At 71.6% G+C, this 15,821-nt stretch carries 12 protein-coding genes and 1 pseudogene; 5 read left to right on the plus strand and 8 right to left on the minus strand.

Going from position 1 to position 15,821, the window contains the following annotated elements; translation table 11 throughout:
* The first annotated feature begins 58 nt into the window (after nt 1-58).
* Entirely contained in the window at nt 59-1,429 is a 1,371-nt protein-coding gene (locus ACZ4UU_RS28120) for a Gfo/Idh/MocA family protein (protein ID WP_471906144.1), read from the plus strand.
* Here ACZ4UU_RS28120 and ACZ4UU_RS28125 read toward each other — a convergent pair.
* Nucleotides 1,411-1,833: a Zn-ribbon domain-containing OB-fold protein gene (locus tag ACZ4UU_RS28125; RefSeq protein ID WP_471906184.1), complete on the minus strand. Its 423-nt coding sequence runs from the start codon at nt 1,831-1,833 to the stop codon at nt 1,411-1,413. The two genes, ACZ4UU_RS28120 and ACZ4UU_RS28125, sit on opposite strands and share 19 nt — an antisense overlap.
* A 159-nt stretch (nt 1,834-1,992) precedes the next feature.
* Nucleotides 1,993-2,799, minus strand: a complete 807-nt coding sequence (locus ACZ4UU_RS28130; protein ID WP_471906145.1) for a TetR family transcriptional regulator — start codon at nt 2,797-2,799, stop codon at nt 1,993-1,995.
* Between the two features lie 241 nt (nt 2,800-3,040).
* Between ACZ4UU_RS28130 and ACZ4UU_RS28135 the strand changes: the two genes are divergently transcribed.
* From ACZ4UU_RS28135 to ACZ4UU_RS28145, 3 genes are all read left to right on the plus strand, one after another.
* Nucleotides 3,041-4,132: a substrate-binding domain-containing protein gene (locus ACZ4UU_RS28135; protein WP_471906146.1), complete on the plus strand. Its 1,092-nt coding sequence runs from the start codon at nt 3,041-3,043 to the stop codon at nt 4,130-4,132.
* 100 nt (nt 4,133-4,232) lie between these two features.
* Nucleotides 4,233-5,291: an HAD family hydrolase gene (locus ACZ4UU_RS28140; RefSeq protein ID WP_471906185.1), complete on the plus strand. Its 1,059-nt coding sequence runs from the start codon at nt 4,233-4,235 to the stop codon at nt 5,289-5,291.
* 77 nt (nt 5,292-5,368) lie between these two features.
* Nucleotides 5,369-6,202, plus strand: a complete 834-nt coding sequence (locus ACZ4UU_RS28145; RefSeq protein WP_471906147.1) for an ATP-grasp domain-containing protein — start codon at nt 5,369-5,371, stop codon at nt 6,200-6,202.
* Between the two features lie 225 nt (nt 6,203-6,427).
* Here ACZ4UU_RS28145 and ACZ4UU_RS28150 read toward each other — a convergent pair.
* Nucleotides 6,428-8,112: pseudogene (locus tag ACZ4UU_RS28150) on the minus strand (polysaccharide lyase family 8 super-sandwich domain-containing protein); the annotation flags it as partial.
* Between the two features lie 188 nt (nt 8,113-8,300).
* Here ACZ4UU_RS28150 and ACZ4UU_RS28155 point away from each other — a divergent pair.
* The gene (locus ACZ4UU_RS28155; RefSeq protein WP_471906148.1) at nt 8,301-9,116 is read left to right on the plus strand and encodes a cellulose binding domain-containing protein; all 816 of its coding nucleotides are present in this window, start codon (nt 8,301-8,303) and stop codon (nt 9,114-9,116) included.
* Nucleotides 9,117-9,191: 75 nt separating this feature from the next.
* Here ACZ4UU_RS28155 and ACZ4UU_RS28160 read toward each other — a convergent pair whose 3' ends face one another.
* The 5 genes from ACZ4UU_RS28160 to ACZ4UU_RS28180 form a co-directional block, all read right to left on the minus strand.
* Nucleotides 9,192-9,563 carry a hypothetical protein gene (locus tag ACZ4UU_RS28160; RefSeq protein ID WP_062720457.1) on the minus strand — a complete coding sequence of 124 codons (372 nt, stop codon included), beginning with the start codon at nt 9,561-9,563 and terminating at the stop codon, nt 9,192-9,194.
* A gap of 366 nt (nt 9,564-9,929) precedes the next feature.
* Entirely contained in the window at nt 9,930-10,853 is a 924-nt protein-coding gene (locus tag ACZ4UU_RS28165; protein ID WP_471906186.1) for a MurR/RpiR family transcriptional regulator, read from the minus strand.
* Nucleotides 10,854-10,939: 86 nt separating this feature from the next.
* Nucleotides 10,940-12,697, minus strand: coding sequence for an ArnT family glycosyltransferase (locus ACZ4UU_RS28170; RefSeq protein ID WP_471906187.1), 1,758 nt, complete (start codon nt 12,695-12,697; stop codon nt 10,940-10,942).
* Between the two features lie 94 nt (nt 12,698-12,791).
* On the minus strand, nt 12,792-14,711 hold the full coding sequence (locus ACZ4UU_RS28175; RefSeq protein ID WP_471906149.1) for a phosphatase PAP2 family protein: 1,920 nt from the start codon (nt 14,709-14,711) through the stop codon (nt 12,792-12,794).
* Between the two features lie 189 nt (nt 14,712-14,900).
* Entirely contained in the window at nt 14,901-15,779 is an 879-nt protein-coding gene (locus ACZ4UU_RS28180; protein ID WP_471906188.1) for an N-acetylglucosamine kinase, read from the minus strand.
* Between the last annotated feature and the right edge of the window lie 42 nt (nt 15,780-15,821).

The raw sequence follows: 15,821 nt of genomic DNA on the forward strand, positions 1-15,821 counted from the left end.
CGAGGGCGCTTCTGCGCGCAGAGGACTGGGCGGACGTACGACGGGAAAGGCCACCCCAATGAGCCGAACTCCCCAGCACCGCACCGCCGTTGTCGGCACCGGCCACCGCGCCCAGACCTTCACCCGGGCCCTCGCCGAACGCCCCGGCCACCGCGTCGCCGCCCTGTGCGACCCCAGCCCCGCCCGCATGGCCTTCCACAACCGGCTGCTGGCCGAACGCGGCGAACCCACCGCCACCCAGTGGGAGCCGGGCCGCTTCACCGAGATGCTCGCCAAGGAGGACATCGACGAGGTCGTCGTCACCACCGTCGACGCCGAGCACGACCGCTACATCCTCCCCGCCCTGAAGGCGGGCTGCCGGGTGGTCACGGAGAAGCCGATGACGGTCGACGCGGACCGCTGCGCCCGCATCCTCGACACCGTCCGCGACACCGGCAACTCCCTCACCGTCGCCTTCAACTACCGCTTCAGCCCCGTGCACGAGACGGTCCGCGCGCTGCTCGCCGACGGCGCGATCGGCGAGATCCTCTCCGTCCACTTCGAGTGGCTGCTCGACGTACGCCACGGCGCCGACTACTTCCGCCGCTGGCACCGCGAGAAGGACCGCAGCGGCGGGCTCATGGTGCACAAGTCGGGCCACCACTTCGACCTGGTCAACTGGTGGCTCGCCGACGAGCCGAGGGACGTCTTCGGCTACGGACGGCTCGGCTTCTACGGCCGTGCGGCGGGCGAACGCCACGGGCTGCGCCGGGACTACGACCGCGCCCACGGCGCCGACCAGGCCGCCGACGACCCCTTCGCCCTGGACCTGGCCGCCGACGACACCCTGCGCGCCCTCTACCTCGACGCCGAACCGGACAACGGGTACGTCCGCGACCGCAACGTCTTCGACGGGCCCGTCACCATCGAGGACGACATGGCCGTCCTGGTGCGCTACGCGCGGGGCGCGACCATGACGTACCACCTCACCGCGTACTCACCGTGGGAGGGCTACCGGGTCATGTTCAACGGCAGCGCCGGACGACTGGAACTCGAGGTCGAGGAGAGCCGCTGGCAGCCGCCCCGGATCCGGATCGCGTCGAGCAGCGGGGCGCTGCACGGAGACACGGCCGCGGAACACGCGGGCGGCGCACGGCTCACGCTGCGCGCGCTGTGGCGGCCTCCCGTGGACGTCCCGCTCGTGGCCGCCCACGAGGCCCACGGCGGGGGAGACCCGCGCATGCTCGACGCCTTGTTCGGCCCCGTCGATCCCACGCGGGCGGCCGACGCGGGGACGGCAGTCCGTACGGCGGCGCATCCCACGGCCACGGAACGCGACGGCGCGCTGGCCCTGGCGGTCGGGCTGGCCGCCAACCGGTGCTTCGAGACGGGGCGGCCCGTGGAGGTCCGGGAACTGATCCCCGGGCTTACTCAGGTCCAGGCGCGGTAGGGCTCGTCCACCAACTGGAACACCGGCTCGCCGCGCACCGGGTCCTTGGCCGTGGACAGCCGGACCCGGTCCCCGCTGTGGATGCCGATGGGCGGGCCCATGACCCGGCCGCGCACGACGAATCCCTCTGCCATCTCGACGAGGGACACATTGCGCGCGGCGGGGGTGTTGCGGTGCACGATCGTGGAGTGCCGGACGGTCCCCAGACCCTCGCTGCGCTCCGTCCGCAGATCGCTGCCCTGACAGACCGGACACAGCAGCCGGTGGTACATGGCGGTGCCGCACCAGGTGCACCGCTGGAAATGGATGGCTTCCCGGTCGGCGGCCGTGGACGCCGCGGGGTCGAGGACGCCGACCGCGGAACCGGCGATCTGACGAGCAACGCTTCCTGAGTGGTGGTACACGCTGGTCAACTCCCTGCGCTGGGCCGGAATCCCACGTGCGCGGGTCACCCGTGCACGGACGTGCCCGGTTCACCGTGCCACCGCGCACGGCCTCAGCGTATGGCACTCAGTGCCACTCGTAAAGGCACTGCGTACCCCGAATATGAGTAGGGCGCAGAGTCAGTCGCGTCCGAGTGTCGTCTCGATCTCCTGCACCACCCGCCACAGTGGCGCGCCGCGCCGGGACACCACGACCACCACGTCCTCGGCCCGCTCGTCGGCAGGTTCGTCGGCGGGTTCCTCGGTGGGACGCGGGGGAGGGGCGACGCCGAACGCGGACTGCACATACCCGAGGGCGTGGTCCACCTCGGTGCTCGCATCGCCCTGGCCGTCCGAGCGCAGCCAGGAACGCAGCGCGTTGTTGTGCGCCGCGACCACGGCGGCGGCGATCACATCGGCCTGGAGGGTCCCGTCGCGTCGGCCGCGGAAGCGTCGGCGCAGGTACTCGGCGAGGGCGCGCTCGTACCGCCACACGACCGACAGTTCGTAGGCGCGCAGTCCCGGCACCTGCTTGGTGAGGCGGTAGCGCTGCACCGAGAAGGTCGGGTTCTCCGCGTACATGCGCAGCACCAGGCGGGCCGCGTCGCACACCCGGCGCACCGGCTCGGGCTCTTGTCCCTGTCCCCGTCCCTGTCCCCGTCCCGGCTCCTGCCCCTCCTCGCCGCTCGCGGCGAGGAACGCCGTCATGTCGGCCAGGCACCGCTCGTGGTCCGGGAAGACCACGTCCTCCTTGGACGGGAAGTAGCGGAAGAAGGAGCGCCGTCCGACACCGGCGAGCGTCACGATGTCGTCGACGGTCGTCTGCTCGTAGCCCCGCTCCAGGAACAACTGGAAGGCCGCGGCGACCAGCGCCTCCCGCATCGGGGGCTTCGCCGCCACGGCCTCTGCCTTCTCGCCGCGACCGGGCGTCGCACTGCTGGAGCTCATGAACGGGAACGTAGCACCAGAGCGAGGGCGATGGCACTCAGTGCGCTGCTCAGGGGGTACTGAGTGCTGTCCTGTGCTGTCCGTCGTGCGGTGGGTCGGGGGCGGCGGTCACGGCGAGCAGCTTGATGATCGTATCGATCGCAAACGATCGATACGATTGTGGGCGTAGAGTGTGCAGCTCGGGATCACGCTTCGCGTGAGCTCGTGGAACGTTCGACCGGCCTTGCCCCAGGGGGAACCGATGCGACTGCACGTCGACCAGCGTCATGAGCGGGTGCTCGAACTCGTCCGGGAGCGGGGCAGCCTCCGGGTCTCCGAGCTCGCCGCCGAACTCGGCGTCACGGCGGTCACCCTGAGGCGTGACGTGGAGTCCCTCGCCGCGCAGGGCCGGGTGCAGCGGTTGCACGGCGCCGTGGTCTGGCCGGGGGGCACGGCCGGCGAGGTGCGCGAGCGCCCGGAGAGCGCCGAGGGCGCGGTGGTCGGAATGATCGTCCCGACCACCAACTACATCTTCGCGAACATCGTGCGCGGCGCCCGCGAGGCCGTCGCGGCCCAGGGCGGCCGACTCGTCCTCGGCGTCTCCGGATACGTCGACACCGAGGACCCCGTCCAGGCCGAACACCTCCTCTCGGGCGGCGTCGAGGGTCTGCTCGTCGCCCCCAGTTGGTTCGGCGGGATCCCCGAGGACGGCCAGGAGAAGTGGCTGCTGGAGCACGACGTCCCCGCGGTCCTGGTCGAACGCTCCGCCCCGCCCGGCAACCCGGCCGCGGTGCTCGACCGGGTGCGCACCGACCGCGCCCACGGTGCCGCCGTCGCCGTCGGTCATTTCGCGGGCCTCGGACATCGCAAGATCACCGCCGTCCTGCAGGAAGGCCCGCACGCGGCCCAGATCACCGCCGGCTACCAGACGGCCGTGCGGGCGCTCGGGCTCGACGTCGACAAGGGCGCCCCGACCGTGCGGGAACACGGGGACTACGAGGCCGGCGTCGACTATCTCGTCGAGGCGGTGAAGAAGCGTGGCGTGACCGCGGCGCTGGTGCACAGCGACGAGGACGCGATCGTGCTGGTGCCGCGGCTCCAGGCGTGCGGCATCCGGGTCCCGGACGACCTGGCGCTGATCGCGTACGAGGACGAGGTCGCCGGTCTCTCCGACGTACCGCTCACCGCCGTGGCGCCGCCCACGCGCTCCGTGGGAGAACTGGCCGCCAAGCTGCTGCTGGAGCGCCTCGCGGAGCGCCGCGGGGGAAAGGAGCCCGGGCCGCGCCAACACCTGGACCTGCTCCCGGACTTGAGGGTTCGCTCGTCCTGCGGAGCTGAACCGATCACCGGATGAGCGATTAGCGATCGTTTTGATTGTTTCGCGCGAACACTCTTGACTCTGATCGTCTGTACACAAAAGATGCCCCGAAGCCTGGGAACACTGCGACGACCGCATCACCGACGTGGCGGTACGCGCGCTGGCCGACCCCGGCCACGACCCCGCCGACGACGCCGTGGCGTCGTTCGTCTACCTCGGCGCACCCGACGAGACAGCGCACGTCCTGGGCTGCGGCGCGACCTACGAGGCCGCGATCCGCCGCGCCGACGCCCGCCTCGGAGGCCTGCTCGCCGCCGTACGCTCCCGGGCCTCCTACGCCGACGAGCAGTGGACCTTCCTCGTCGTGACCGACCACGGCCATGTCGACGCGGGCGGCCACGGCGGCCGTACGCCCGAGGAGCGCACCGCGTGGGTGGCCGCGGCGGGCCCCGGCATCGGCCCGGCACCGCGTCCGCTGCGGCACGCCGACATCGCGGCCCAGGTGTTCGCCGTCCTCGGCCGCCACCCCGACCGGCACTGGACGCTGGACGGCCGCCCCTTCGCCGCCGCCCCGCACGCCGTACTCCTCGACATGGACGGCACGCTCGTCGACACCGAGTCACTGTGGCTGCGCACGGTCCGCGATGCCGTGCCCCGGATCGGCACCGACGACCTCTTCGACGTCCTCGGCCGCTCGGCCACCGAGACCGCCACCCGCCTCCGGCCCCTTACGGGCGGCGACCCCACACCCTGGCCACCGACCTGGAAGCCCGCTTCCTGGCGGCCGTCCAGCGCGAGACCGTGCCGCTCCCCGGCGCCCCTCGAACTCCTCGACCTGCTCCGGGAGTCGGGCATCCCGGCAGCGCTCGTGTCCGCGTCGTCGAGGCCGGTCTTGGACGCCGTACTGAAGACCCTGGGCGCCGACCGGTTCCGCACGACGGTCGCCGAGGGGGAGACACCCCGCACCAAGCCGGCCGCCGACCTCTACCTCGCCGCCGCCCGGGCCCTGGGGGTGGACCCCGCCGCCTGCCTGGCGGTCGAGGACTCGCCCACGGGGGTGGCGGCGGCCGAGGCGGCGGGCTGCCGCGTGCTCGCCGTCCCGTCGTACGCGCCCATCGAGCCCGGCCCCCGGCGCACCGTGCGCCGTGGCCTGGAGGGGATCGGCAGGCGGGAGCTGTGGTCGGCGGGGCTGTGACCTCGGCCTACCCGACGTTTGTTCGGTGAGCGGCGGTCCGCATACGATCGGCTGCCGCCGCAGCCGAGGAGCCCCGCATGCCGCCCGCCCGACCCCGCGTCCTGTACGTCACCGACCTGGCCTACCCGGCGCGCGGGCGGCGCTACTGCGACGAGGACATCTTCCTCACCTCGCGGCTGCGCGCCGACTTCGACCTCGCCCTGTGCCACCCCCGGGACGCGGTGGCGCTCATGGCCGCCTTCGACGCGGTCGTCGTCCGCAACAGCGGTCCCGTACTGGACTACCAGGACGCGTACGACGACTTCCGCCGCCGCGCGCTCGCCGACGGGACGCGCGTGTACAACCCGCTCACCGGCAGGGCCGACATGGCGGGCAAGCAGTACCTGATCGACCTGACCACGGCCGGACAACCGGTCATCCCCACCGTGGACAGCGCCGACGACCTGCACCTCCTGCCCGAGGCCGACCGGTATGTCGTCAAGCCCAAGACCGGCGCCGACTCCATAGGGCTGCGGATCGTTCCGGCGGACGGGGTGCGCGAGCCGGTCGACGGGGACGTCCTGATCCAGCCCTGCGTCGACTTCGCCTACGAGGTCTCCTTCTACTTCGTCGACCACGACTTCCAGTACGCCCTGTACGCGCCCCGCACCGACCGGCGCTGGCAGCTGGAGCCGTACCAACCCACCGACGGCGACCTGGAGTTCGCCCGGCGCTTCGTGGAATGGAACGGCATCAGGCACGGCATCCAGCGCGTAGACGCCTGCCGCGCACCGGGCGGTGAGCTGCTGCTGGTCGAGTTGGAGGACCTCAACCCGTACCTTTCGCTGGACGCTCTGGACGACACGGGCACGGACGCCTTCGTCGCCGCGCTGAAGGCGTCCCTGCACCGCTTCCTGGCCGCCGAGGCCTGAGCCCGACCGGAGCCGACGGCGGTGTCCGCGCGCTCACCCCAGCCGGACGGTGATCTTCTGTGTGGCGCCCATCGTCGTGCTCAGATCGCCGAAGGTGAGCCTCAGCGCGGAACCGGTCGTCGCCGACGTCACCGTGGACGGTTTGGAGATCACCGCGGACACGGCCCGGTTCCAGGTGAGCGTCAGGATCGTCTGCATCCGCATCGGATCGCTGACGCAGATCACCGCCGTACCGTCCGACCTTTCACTGATCATCACGCAGCACGGACTGCTCGCGACGAGAGGCCCGACCGTGCCGCCGAACCAGAAGTTGACGCCGGTGCGGCGGCACGGGCCTGCGTCTGAGCGGCCGTCGCACCCGGCATGAGCAGATAGGCGTAGGTGCCGTCCGTCGGGTTCGTGCCGTGGTCGACGTACATCGTCAGGTACTTGCGATTCAGTACCGTCGTGGAGCCGCCCTTGTTGATGTCGCTCCACCGGCCGTCCCGCGCGTCCCGCAGCGCCTTGACGGTCGCTCCGCCGGGGAACACATAGCCGCCGTGGCCGCCGATGTGCGCCCAGGCGGCACCGGTGAGCGTCGCCGACCAGGGGTAGCCGGCAGGCTTGGTGGCGCCGTCGACGACGAAGGGGGCGCCGCCGGTGGGGCCGAGGTTGCGGTTCTCGACCGTCGTCTCCACAGCCGTGCCGTCGGAGCACTTGATGCCCGCGCCGAGGCAGACGACGGTGGCGGGCTGTAGTAGTCACGTTGCAGCCACCCCTTGACCAGACCGCGCCAGCGCGCGTTCTCCGCGGCACTCGCGCCCTGGCCGAGCAGAACGATCGACGCGAGGATCGGATGACCTCGCAGGTGATCGTTCTGCTGGATCTGTTTCGTGTCGGGCGCCGACAGGCCCCGGCTGATCGCCCGGCCCGCCACACCGTCCATCACCAGCCCGTTGTAGAGGAACGGCTCCCACGCCTTCTCCACCGCGTCGAACACGATCTGCCGGTTCGCGTCCGTGACCTCCCAACCCGACCCGGCCAGCAGCGCGAACAGCATCCCGAGCCCGCCGAGCAGCACCGAACCGTAGGAGCCGGTGTACGGCACGGTGGTGTGCTGGATGAACGACCCGTCCGGGTAGAGCCCGTCGCCACTCGTCACATAGGGGAAGACGGGGGAGAGGGCATCCCGCGCCAGCGCCACCTAGGCGGAGTCCGCACCGACGATCCCGCGCAGCGCCAGGACCCGGCACAGGTCGACCCGGTTGGCCCCGGTGCTGGTCCCGCTGTAGTCGGCGACCGCCGAGTCGGGCACGAAGTGGTCAACGGCGGCGCAGTAGTCGTCGATCCGCTGCGCCGACAGCTGGTCGTACATCAGCACACAGACGTCCAGCAGGGCCTGCGGAGCGCCGATCTGCCAGCTGTAACCAGTTGCCGTAGCGGGCCTGGCCCGCGTGGTAGACCTCGGCGTGCAGGTGGTCCAGCCCGGTGAGGATCGCGTCCCGGAGGCCGGCGCTGCCCGTCAGCCCCGTGCCCTGCTGGCGGTACGCCTGCGCGAGCGTGTTGAGCCGGCTGTAGCTGGAGTTCAGGTTGCCGGAGTAGCCGTACGACTCCTGATCGGTGTCGGGCTCCGGATCGGCGTACACGAGATCCGGCCACAGCGAGCCGGCTGTCGGAGCCATGGAGGACTGCAACTGGCTCGCGGTACTGCCCAGTTCGGCGAGCCGGCTCTTGAAAGGTTCGGCGGTGGGGCTGAACCCCTCGCCCAGGATCAGCGTGCGCCACTTCGCCCGCAGGGTCGTGAACGCGTCCACCGCCGCGGCCGATACGGCGGACGGAGACGCGGCGCTCGCCCGCGGGGGCAGACCGAGCGCGACAGCGGTGCCGGTGCTTGCGGCCAGAAAGCCGCGACGTGACCAACGAGTTGTCATGACGGCGCTTTCTAGCAGGGGAACGCTCAAACGCTCGACATTTGATACCGAATTGATCGTATCGATCGATTCAGGGAGGCTGGTCGGCGGTGGCGACCGGGGTGCTCGCTGAACCGGAGGGACCGCAACCCCGTATCACTTCCCGGGGAATGGCGGATCCCGTGAAGACGGGACGGAAGGAGAGCGGCGTGCCCACACGGCCCGACCCCGAGCAGTCCGACGAAGGCCCGGCCCTGGAACCGATCCGCGTCCTGCGCCCGCGCCGCACCGACGCCCTCGCGGAACTCTTCAAGGAGTTGGAGCGGGACAGGAACGGCTACGAGGCCGTGCCCGTGCCCCCGTCCCTGTCCGGAACCGAGGACGCGACACAGGAACTCCCGCCCGTCGCCGACGGGACGAGGATCGCACCGCTCGGCAGCGGCGCCCGCCCCCGTCCGGCCGTGTCCGGCGGCCCCGGGTTTCGCAGGACCGCCATCGCGGTCGCCGTCACGGCGGCGGCGGTCGTGGGGTTCGGCGGGGCGCTCCTGCTCTCCGGCCGTGGCGACGACGCGGCGGCCGGAGCCCGGGACACGAACCCGACCGCGAGCGCCTCGGCATCGGCCGAGCCGGCCCCGAACGCACCGGGTGGACCTGGCGCCGACGACTCGGGTGACTCCGGTGACTCCCGTGGCGCCGGGGGCTCTTCCGCCTGCACCGCGTCATTCCGGACCGTCAACAGCTGGCAGGGCGGCTACCAGGGTGAGGTGACCGTCACCAACGCGCCCGCCACCTCCGTCTCCGGCTGGACCGCGACGGTCGTACCGGACGACGGCGCCCGCCTCACTCAGGTCTGGGACGGCACCCTCACCACGACGAGGGACGGCACCGCGACCGTCGCCAACGCCTCGTGGAACGGGAGGCTGGCGCCCGGTGCGAGCGTCACGTTCGGGTTCATCGCCGACACCTCGGAGTCCGGCGCGCCCTCGGCGCAGGTCACCTGCGCGGCGACGGCCGGCTCGTCCTGACGCCCGACTGGTCCGGTGACGCCCCATGGCGCCCTACGGCGCCCCATGACGCCGATAACGGCCGGTGGCGACCGGTCAGCGCCGGTCGACCAGCGCCTGGGACACCGCGCGCACACTGCGGGCGATGTGCTGCAACTGCATGACCTCCGCCGCGTACATCTTGATGGTGAGCTCGATGACCGACTCCGGCATACCGAGGGCCGGCAGGTCGGCCCTCGCGGTCTGAAGTGCGGTGCGTGCGACCCGGATCTCGTTCTGGACCTGGATCTGCGCATGGCGGGCGAGCAGCACGGGATGACGGATCAGTGCCGGATAGCTGGCGTAGCGGGCCGGCACCAGCTCACGCAGCCACTTGGCCGCCGAACGTTCCCAGTCGTAGGAGCCGGGGGTCTTGACCTGGCACGGCCAGTCCGGGCTGATGCGCGTCGTCGTCAGGGTCATGGTCATCGCTTCCGGGTGTGCGGCGTCGTCTGGGGTGTCCGACGGAGTCGGGGCGGCCCCGGCCTAGGGGATGACCGGGGCCGCCGCCACGGGCGCTCGCGCAGGCGATGCCCGACCGAACAGCGCGAGCGCCGACGCGGGTAGGAGACGGCGGCAACCGCTGTTCGTTGAGGAGCCCGCCGGGGCAGCCGACATGTGCACGACGGATGGGGTGAGGTGCGCATGAGCGGACCGGCTGCTTTCGGCGGGCGGATGGTGCGTGTGAAGTATTTATATATGCCGTCTGCTTTTCAAGGCGCATGAAAACATTCATGCGTGATTTGAATGGAAAGGCACCGTCCTGTGGCGGTTCGGCGGCCGGTTCCGGCGGGGTCAGTCCCGGAGGAAGAACTGGTGCTGGTCGGAGATGTGCTCGTAGTCCTCGAGCCGCGCCTGGGTGCGCTCCGGGTCGGCGTCGGTCATGGCCTGGAGCAGCGCGGCGGCCATCACGCCGGGCGCGGCGTAGGAGTCGAAGACCAGCCGGGACCCGGTGCCGGTGGCGAAGACGACGTCGGCGGTGTCGGCCACCGGCCCGAGCGCCAGGTCGGTGACCAGGGCGACCTTCAGACCGGCGCTGCGCGCGACCCGTACGGCGGTCAGGGTCTCCTGCGCGTGCCGCGGCATGGAGAACGCCAGCACCCAGGTGCCGCCGGCCTCGCGCGACTGGAGCAGTGCGTCGTAGGCGACGCTGCCGCCGCGGGTCACCAGCCGCACATCGGGGTGGATCCGGCGCGCAGCGTAGGCGAAGTACTCGGCGAGGGAGGCCGAGATACGCAGCCCGAGGATGGTCAGCGGGGTCGACCGCGACAGTTTGCGGCCGATGTCGATCACCTGGTCGGGGTCGGCGAAGTCGCGCCGCAGGTTCTCCAGGTTCTCGATCTCGGCGTCCACGGCGGACTGGAGCTCGTTGGCGCCGTTCTCCTCCGCAGCCGCGGGGCCCCCGGCAAGGCTGCCCAGGGCGATCGCCTGGAGCTTCTCCCGTAGCGCCGGGTAACCGCTGAAGCCCACCGCCCCGGCGAAACGCGTCACCGAGGGCTGGCTGACACCGACCCGCTCCGCGAGATCAGTGATCGAAAGGAACGCCGCTTCGGTGATGTGCTCGATCAGGTACTGCGCGATACGCCGCTGTCCGGGGGACAGACGGGGCTGGTCGAAGAGCGTCCTGAGCTGGGAAGTCGGGGATGCCTCCACTTCCGGAGCGGTTTTGCCCGAAGTGATCGCGGATGCCTGCGCGCGCGCCTGCTGCGGCGATGGCAGGGCGCCTCCTTTGTCTTCCACAGTGCTTCAACATAGCTCACACACCGTGGTGACCAGGGTTGGTGCGAGAGTTGCGAACGGTGCGCTCACCGCCGATAGATGGTGATCGAATGCCCGACCGTATCGATCGGACGACTGCTGTCGATCAATTCGGCCAGGCGGCCGGTCGCTTTGGCCGCCGCGGAGTCCGACACGACGAGCAGTCCGCGCACTTCACGCGCGGGCGCCCTGCGCGGATCGGCCGCGCGGAGTCCGTAGAAGGACGGCACACCGCTGCCCTTGTAGACGAGCCACACCCGCTCGCCCGGATACCGCTCGCGCAGCCGGTCCGCGAGCCGGCCCAGGTCCTGGCCCCAGTCCACGTTCGAGTCGTGCAGCCGCAGCCGCGTCTTCGCCGGACCGCCGAACGCCTCGTTGGAGTACGGCAGGTAGTAGGGATACGTTCGCAGCGAACTGACCGCGACGAACAGCACCAGTGCCCCCACCGCGACCGGAGCCCACCGCCACCGAACCGCGACCACACACCCCGCGGCCACTGCCAGGAACATCGGCACGAAGACGGCGTACCGCGTGCCGAAGTCCCGCGAGCCGAGCATGGCCGAGGCGAGCAGCACCGCGGTCGGCACCAGCAGATAGGGCGCCGCCGGCCGCAGCCGCCGCACGGCCACCAGCGCCACCGCACCCGCCGCCCACAGGACGAGCATGCCGAGAGGTGTCTTCACCAGCAGCGCGGCCGGCAGGTAGTACCAGACAGAGCCCGTGTAGAGCCGGCCGAACAGGAAGCCCTGCCACGGGTGGTTCTCGAAGCCGAACTGGATCCGCATCCCGTCCCGGTACGCCTCCGGCAACGGCAGCAGGTCCACCCCGAGTCCCCGCAGCCCGTGCACGACCGGCACATGCTGCTGCGGCGCCCACCGCAGCCGTGGATCGACCACCAGATACGTGGCCCATACGACGCCGACGGCGACCAACACGACGACGCAGGCGCCCGCGACCGCCCGTGCGAGAGTCCTGCGGCGGGGCTCGGAGGGCTCGGAGGACTCCGAGGGCCCGGCGGACGCCCTCGCACACCACACCGACCAGCCCGCCAGGGCCGCCACCACGGGGACCACCGCCAACGCGCTCATCTTCGTCGCCAGGGCCGCGCCGAGCGCCACCCCGGCGAGCGGTACGTGCCACCGCGGCCGGTGACGGGCCCGCCACAGCAGCCAGACCGACGCCAGCACGAACCCGGCCGCCGGAACGTCCAAAGTGGCCAGCGAGCCATGGGCGATGACGTCGGGGGAGAAGGCGTACAGGCCGAGCGCCGCCAACCCGCCCACGGGACCGGTTAGTTCACGAGCGAAGGCGAACACGATCAACCCGAACAACAGGGTCAGGACGATCACCGGGACCCGCGCGAACAGCATCAGCCGCCACGGGTCGTTCCCGGACTCGTACAGCAGATGCCGGCCCAAGCGGCCCTGATCGCCGGTGAAGGCGCGATCGACCTGCGGATCGGACAGCACCACGCCGGCCCCGATGACCAGCTTGCCCAGCGGCGGATGCTCGGGGTTGTGGACCAGACGGTGCTCGTACAGATACTCGGCAGCCGCCCCGACGTACACGGGTTCGTCGATCGTCGGAGTCTGCTGCACGGCGGTCGTCACCATCGCGACGGCCATCTGGCCCAGCAGCACGACCGCGAGGAGCGGGACCAGCCAGCGCCTCCGGGGCGATGCCGAGGGCGGTGCAAAGCGCCTGCGTTGCGCCGGCGGCGCGTCGGATGCGTCCGCAAGCGCAGGTGGTGCCGGGGCTGACAACCGTTCAGGTGTCGTGGCCGAGTGCCGTTCGAGCGCCATCATCCGCTCCGCGGCGCCGTCGGCCCCGCGGCGGCGGGAGCTGATCCGGAGCCGGCCCATGGGCCTACTCTGCACCAGCCCCCCGCCGGGGACGGCGTTACCGCCTCAGGAGTCGTACCGACAGACCGTCTGCCGTGTAGACGGGTACGGCTCGCAGCTTGTCCGAGTTCAGCTCGATCCGGTCGAACTGACCCCGCAGCCGCTGCGCCTCGATGACGGGAAGGATCGTCCCCGCGACCGGCGGCCGCTCGGTGTCGAGGCGCAGCGACAGCACACTGCCCCGGCCCAGCACCACCCGGCTCGACACCTCCAGCGCCGGACCGTGGTTCTTGCGCAGCGGCAACTCCAGGATCGCCCCGCCCTCCTGGACGTAGGAGCCGCGCACCCGCAGCACCTTGTCCGCGCGGAGCACGCCGCCCTTGACCCGCACGTCACCCTGCCCGAGAGCGTTGGCGGACCCGGCGACCAGCGTGCCCGCCTCGACGACCGTGCCACCGTGGTACCGGTTGTGCCCGGTCAGCGTGAGCGCGCCGGTACCGCGCTTGGTCAGGCCGCCCTCGCCGCGGATGTCGTTGCGCCAGATGTCTGCCGCGCCGAAGCCGCCGGCCGCCGCGTCGAGCGTGACGGTCACGTCGGAGTCGAAGGCGCCGTAGCCGTCCGCCGCCGTGAACAGGTCGAGCCGCCCCCACTGCTCGAAGCCGTCCAGCAGGACGTACCCGGCGGGCAGCGCGGTCGTGCGCAGCACCTCACGGCGCTGGGCCGCGCTCAGGTACGGCTGGCGCGTCTCCAGCAGCACCTCGGCGCCCTTCGGCACGGTCAGGGACTCGTCACGGCCGCGCCGGGTCAGCACATAGGTCAGCTTGGGCTTGACGGTGCGGGCGTTGGCGTCGCGGTCGGCGTACGGGTCGCTGTCGGCGTCGGCCGAGTGGGCGTAGGCGTACAGCGTGTCGGCCGTCGTGCCGGTCCGCTCCGTGAAGTACGCGAGCGCCTGCGCCCGTGCGGCGGCCTTGAGGTCCGCGTTGGCCGGGTCGGCGAGCGCGGCGGCGGCCAGGGCGGTGGCCATGATGCGGCCGCCGAGGACGTCGACCGTGGAGTGCATGCCCGAAACGATGCGGGTGTGGCTGAGCTCGAAGGCGCGGGTCACCATCTCCTGGAAGCGCTCCGGTACGGCGTAGGCGTACGCCAGGGCCGCCAGGTGCAGGGCGTTGGTGTGGCCGCTGGGGAAGCCGCCGTCCTCGGCAGCGTTCTCGCTGCGCTGGCGCAGCAGCTGCGGGGCGACGGCCACCTTGGAGTCGTAGACGGGAAAGCCGAACTCGTCCTTCTCGCCGGTGTCGACGACCTCGCTGTCCTCGTTCATCCGCCATGGACGCGGGTACTGGAAGGCGAACTTGGCCGGGTTGCCGGAGGCGAACGGGCCACGCACGGTGTCGACCAGCCTGGCCACCTGGCCGAGGTCGGAGTCGTACGACCCGGCGCCGATCGCGGAACCCGCGGGCGCGTTGGCCGGCAGGGCGTCGCTGATCTTCCCGGCAGGGGTCCCGTCCGGCGCGCTGGTGATCGAGGTGACCGCCTTGGCGCCCGACTTGTACAGGTCGGTCAGCGGACCCAGCCCGGCGATCACCGAGTAGCTCTGGTGCTGACGGTCGACGATGAACGATTCCTTCGCCTGAGCGTCCGTGCGCATGGCGGTGATCCGGGCGCAGTAGCGCATGTTGGCGCGCAGCACCTCGGGGGCGAGCGGCGTGCCGGTGTTCCAGGCGCCACCCGTCTTCCACACCTTCGCGAAGCCGCCGAGGATCCGGACGACCGCGTTGGTCTCGGGTGTCTGGTTCGCCACGACGTTCGTCTTGTAGTCATCGACGAACGCGGCGGGGTGCACGGCCGCCTTGGCGTCCGCGGCGGGCAGCCAACCGGCGAGGGCGGGAACGGCCACCAGTGCCGCCCCGCCGCCGACGGAGGCCGTCAGAAAGCGCCTTCGGTCAAGGGACGGGGTGGCGTGGCCGGCGGATGACGGCATATGGGCCTCTCTCGAGTTCTTCGGCCGTACGGCCGGAAAGGAGATCGAAATGATCGACTCGACCGTCTGGCGCACGAGACGCCCAGGAGACGCACCCGCGGTGCAGGAGGTGCGGGGGATCGAGTCTTACGAGCGAAGATCTACGGGCGAGTTGTGTCGGACTCGGGATCGTCCGGAGTCGGGCAGGTGTCACACAAGTGAACGAGCGAGCGCCAAGGCGCCGTCGACCGGCGGCACCCGGAGGTGCTGCGGCCGGGCCCCCGGCACCCTGTCGGCCAGCGCGGAGACGAACGCCTCGTACAGGACGGGCTGGGCGAGAATGGTGCTGCCGGCGACGACGACGTCGTCCACGGCGACCCCGCGCGAGGCGAGTTGTCCGACCAGCGCGGCCAGCGACCGGCCGCCCTCGTCGATCACGGCACGGGCGAGCGGCGAACCGGCCGTGGCGGCCGCGAACACCACCGGCGCGTGCCGGCCCCACTCCGCCGAGGCGCTCTGGGCCCCCTCCAACGCCGCACCCAGCCCGGGCACTTCGGTGACACCGAACGCGTCGAGGAGCCCGCGCGCCAGTGCGTCGGGCTCCTCGCCGAGGTCGTGCGCCGCCCAGACGGCCCGCGCCGCCTCGCGGACGAGACCGGCCGAGCCGCCCTCGTCGCCGAGGACCGCGCCCCATCCGCCGACCTGGACGGGCGTGCCGTCGGCCAGCCGGCCGACCGCCACGGACCCCGTACCGGCGACCAGGCCGACCCCCTTGTCCAACCCGGCGGCGGGGACGAGCAGCTCGGCGTCACCGACCACCAATGCGGGGGCGTCGAAGTGGAGTTGGAGCGCGGTGCGGATCTGTGTGCACTGGCGAGGCGTCTCGCACGCGTGCCCGCCCACGGCAAGGGCGGACGGCCGCACACCCGCGGGCAGGGCGCCGGCGACCAGTGTGGCCAGCCAGCCTGCGGCGGCCACCGGATCGTGCGGCCGCCAGCCGCTGCTCGGGCGGACGTGATCGGCGACCAGGACGTCCCCCGCACGGGCGCGGAGATGTGTCTTGGTGCCGCCGACGTCGATGCCGACCATCAGCGGGCCGGACAAAGGGGTGACCTGCACGGATTCTCTTTC

It is taken from the genome of Streptomyces sp. NPDC028907 (assembly GCF_055564995.1).

Coding starts and splice junctions, on each gene's coding strand:
- ACZ4UU_RS28130 (WP_471906145.1), bottom strand. CDS start 2,799: ATGAGCTCCAGCAGTGCGACGCCCGGTCGCGGCGAGAAGGCAGAGGCC.
- ACZ4UU_RS28145 (WP_471906147.1), top strand. CDS start 5,369: ATGCCGCCCGCCCGACCCCGCGTCCTGTACGTCACCGACCTGGCCTAC.
- ACZ4UU_RS28120 (WP_471906144.1), top strand. CDS start 59: ATGAGCCGAACTCCCCAGCACCGCACCGCCGTTGTCGGCACCGGCCAC.
- ACZ4UU_RS28170 (WP_471906187.1), bottom strand. CDS start 12,697: ATGATGGCGCTCGAACGGCACTCGGCCACGACACCTGAACGGTTGTCA.
- ACZ4UU_RS28175 (WP_471906149.1), bottom strand. CDS start 14,711: ATGCCGTCATCCGCCGGCCACGCCACCCCGTCCCTTGACCGAAGGCGC.
- ACZ4UU_RS28135 (WP_471906146.1), top strand. CDS start 3,041: ATGCGACTGCACGTCGACCAGCGTCATGAGCGGGTGCTCGAACTCGTC.
- ACZ4UU_RS28180 (WP_471906188.1), bottom strand. CDS start 15,779: ATGGTCGGCATCGACGTCGGCGGCACCAAGACACATCTCCGCGCCCGT.
- ACZ4UU_RS28160 (WP_062720457.1), bottom strand. CDS start 9,563: ATGACCATGACCCTGACGACGACGCGCATCAGCCCGGACTGGCCGTGC.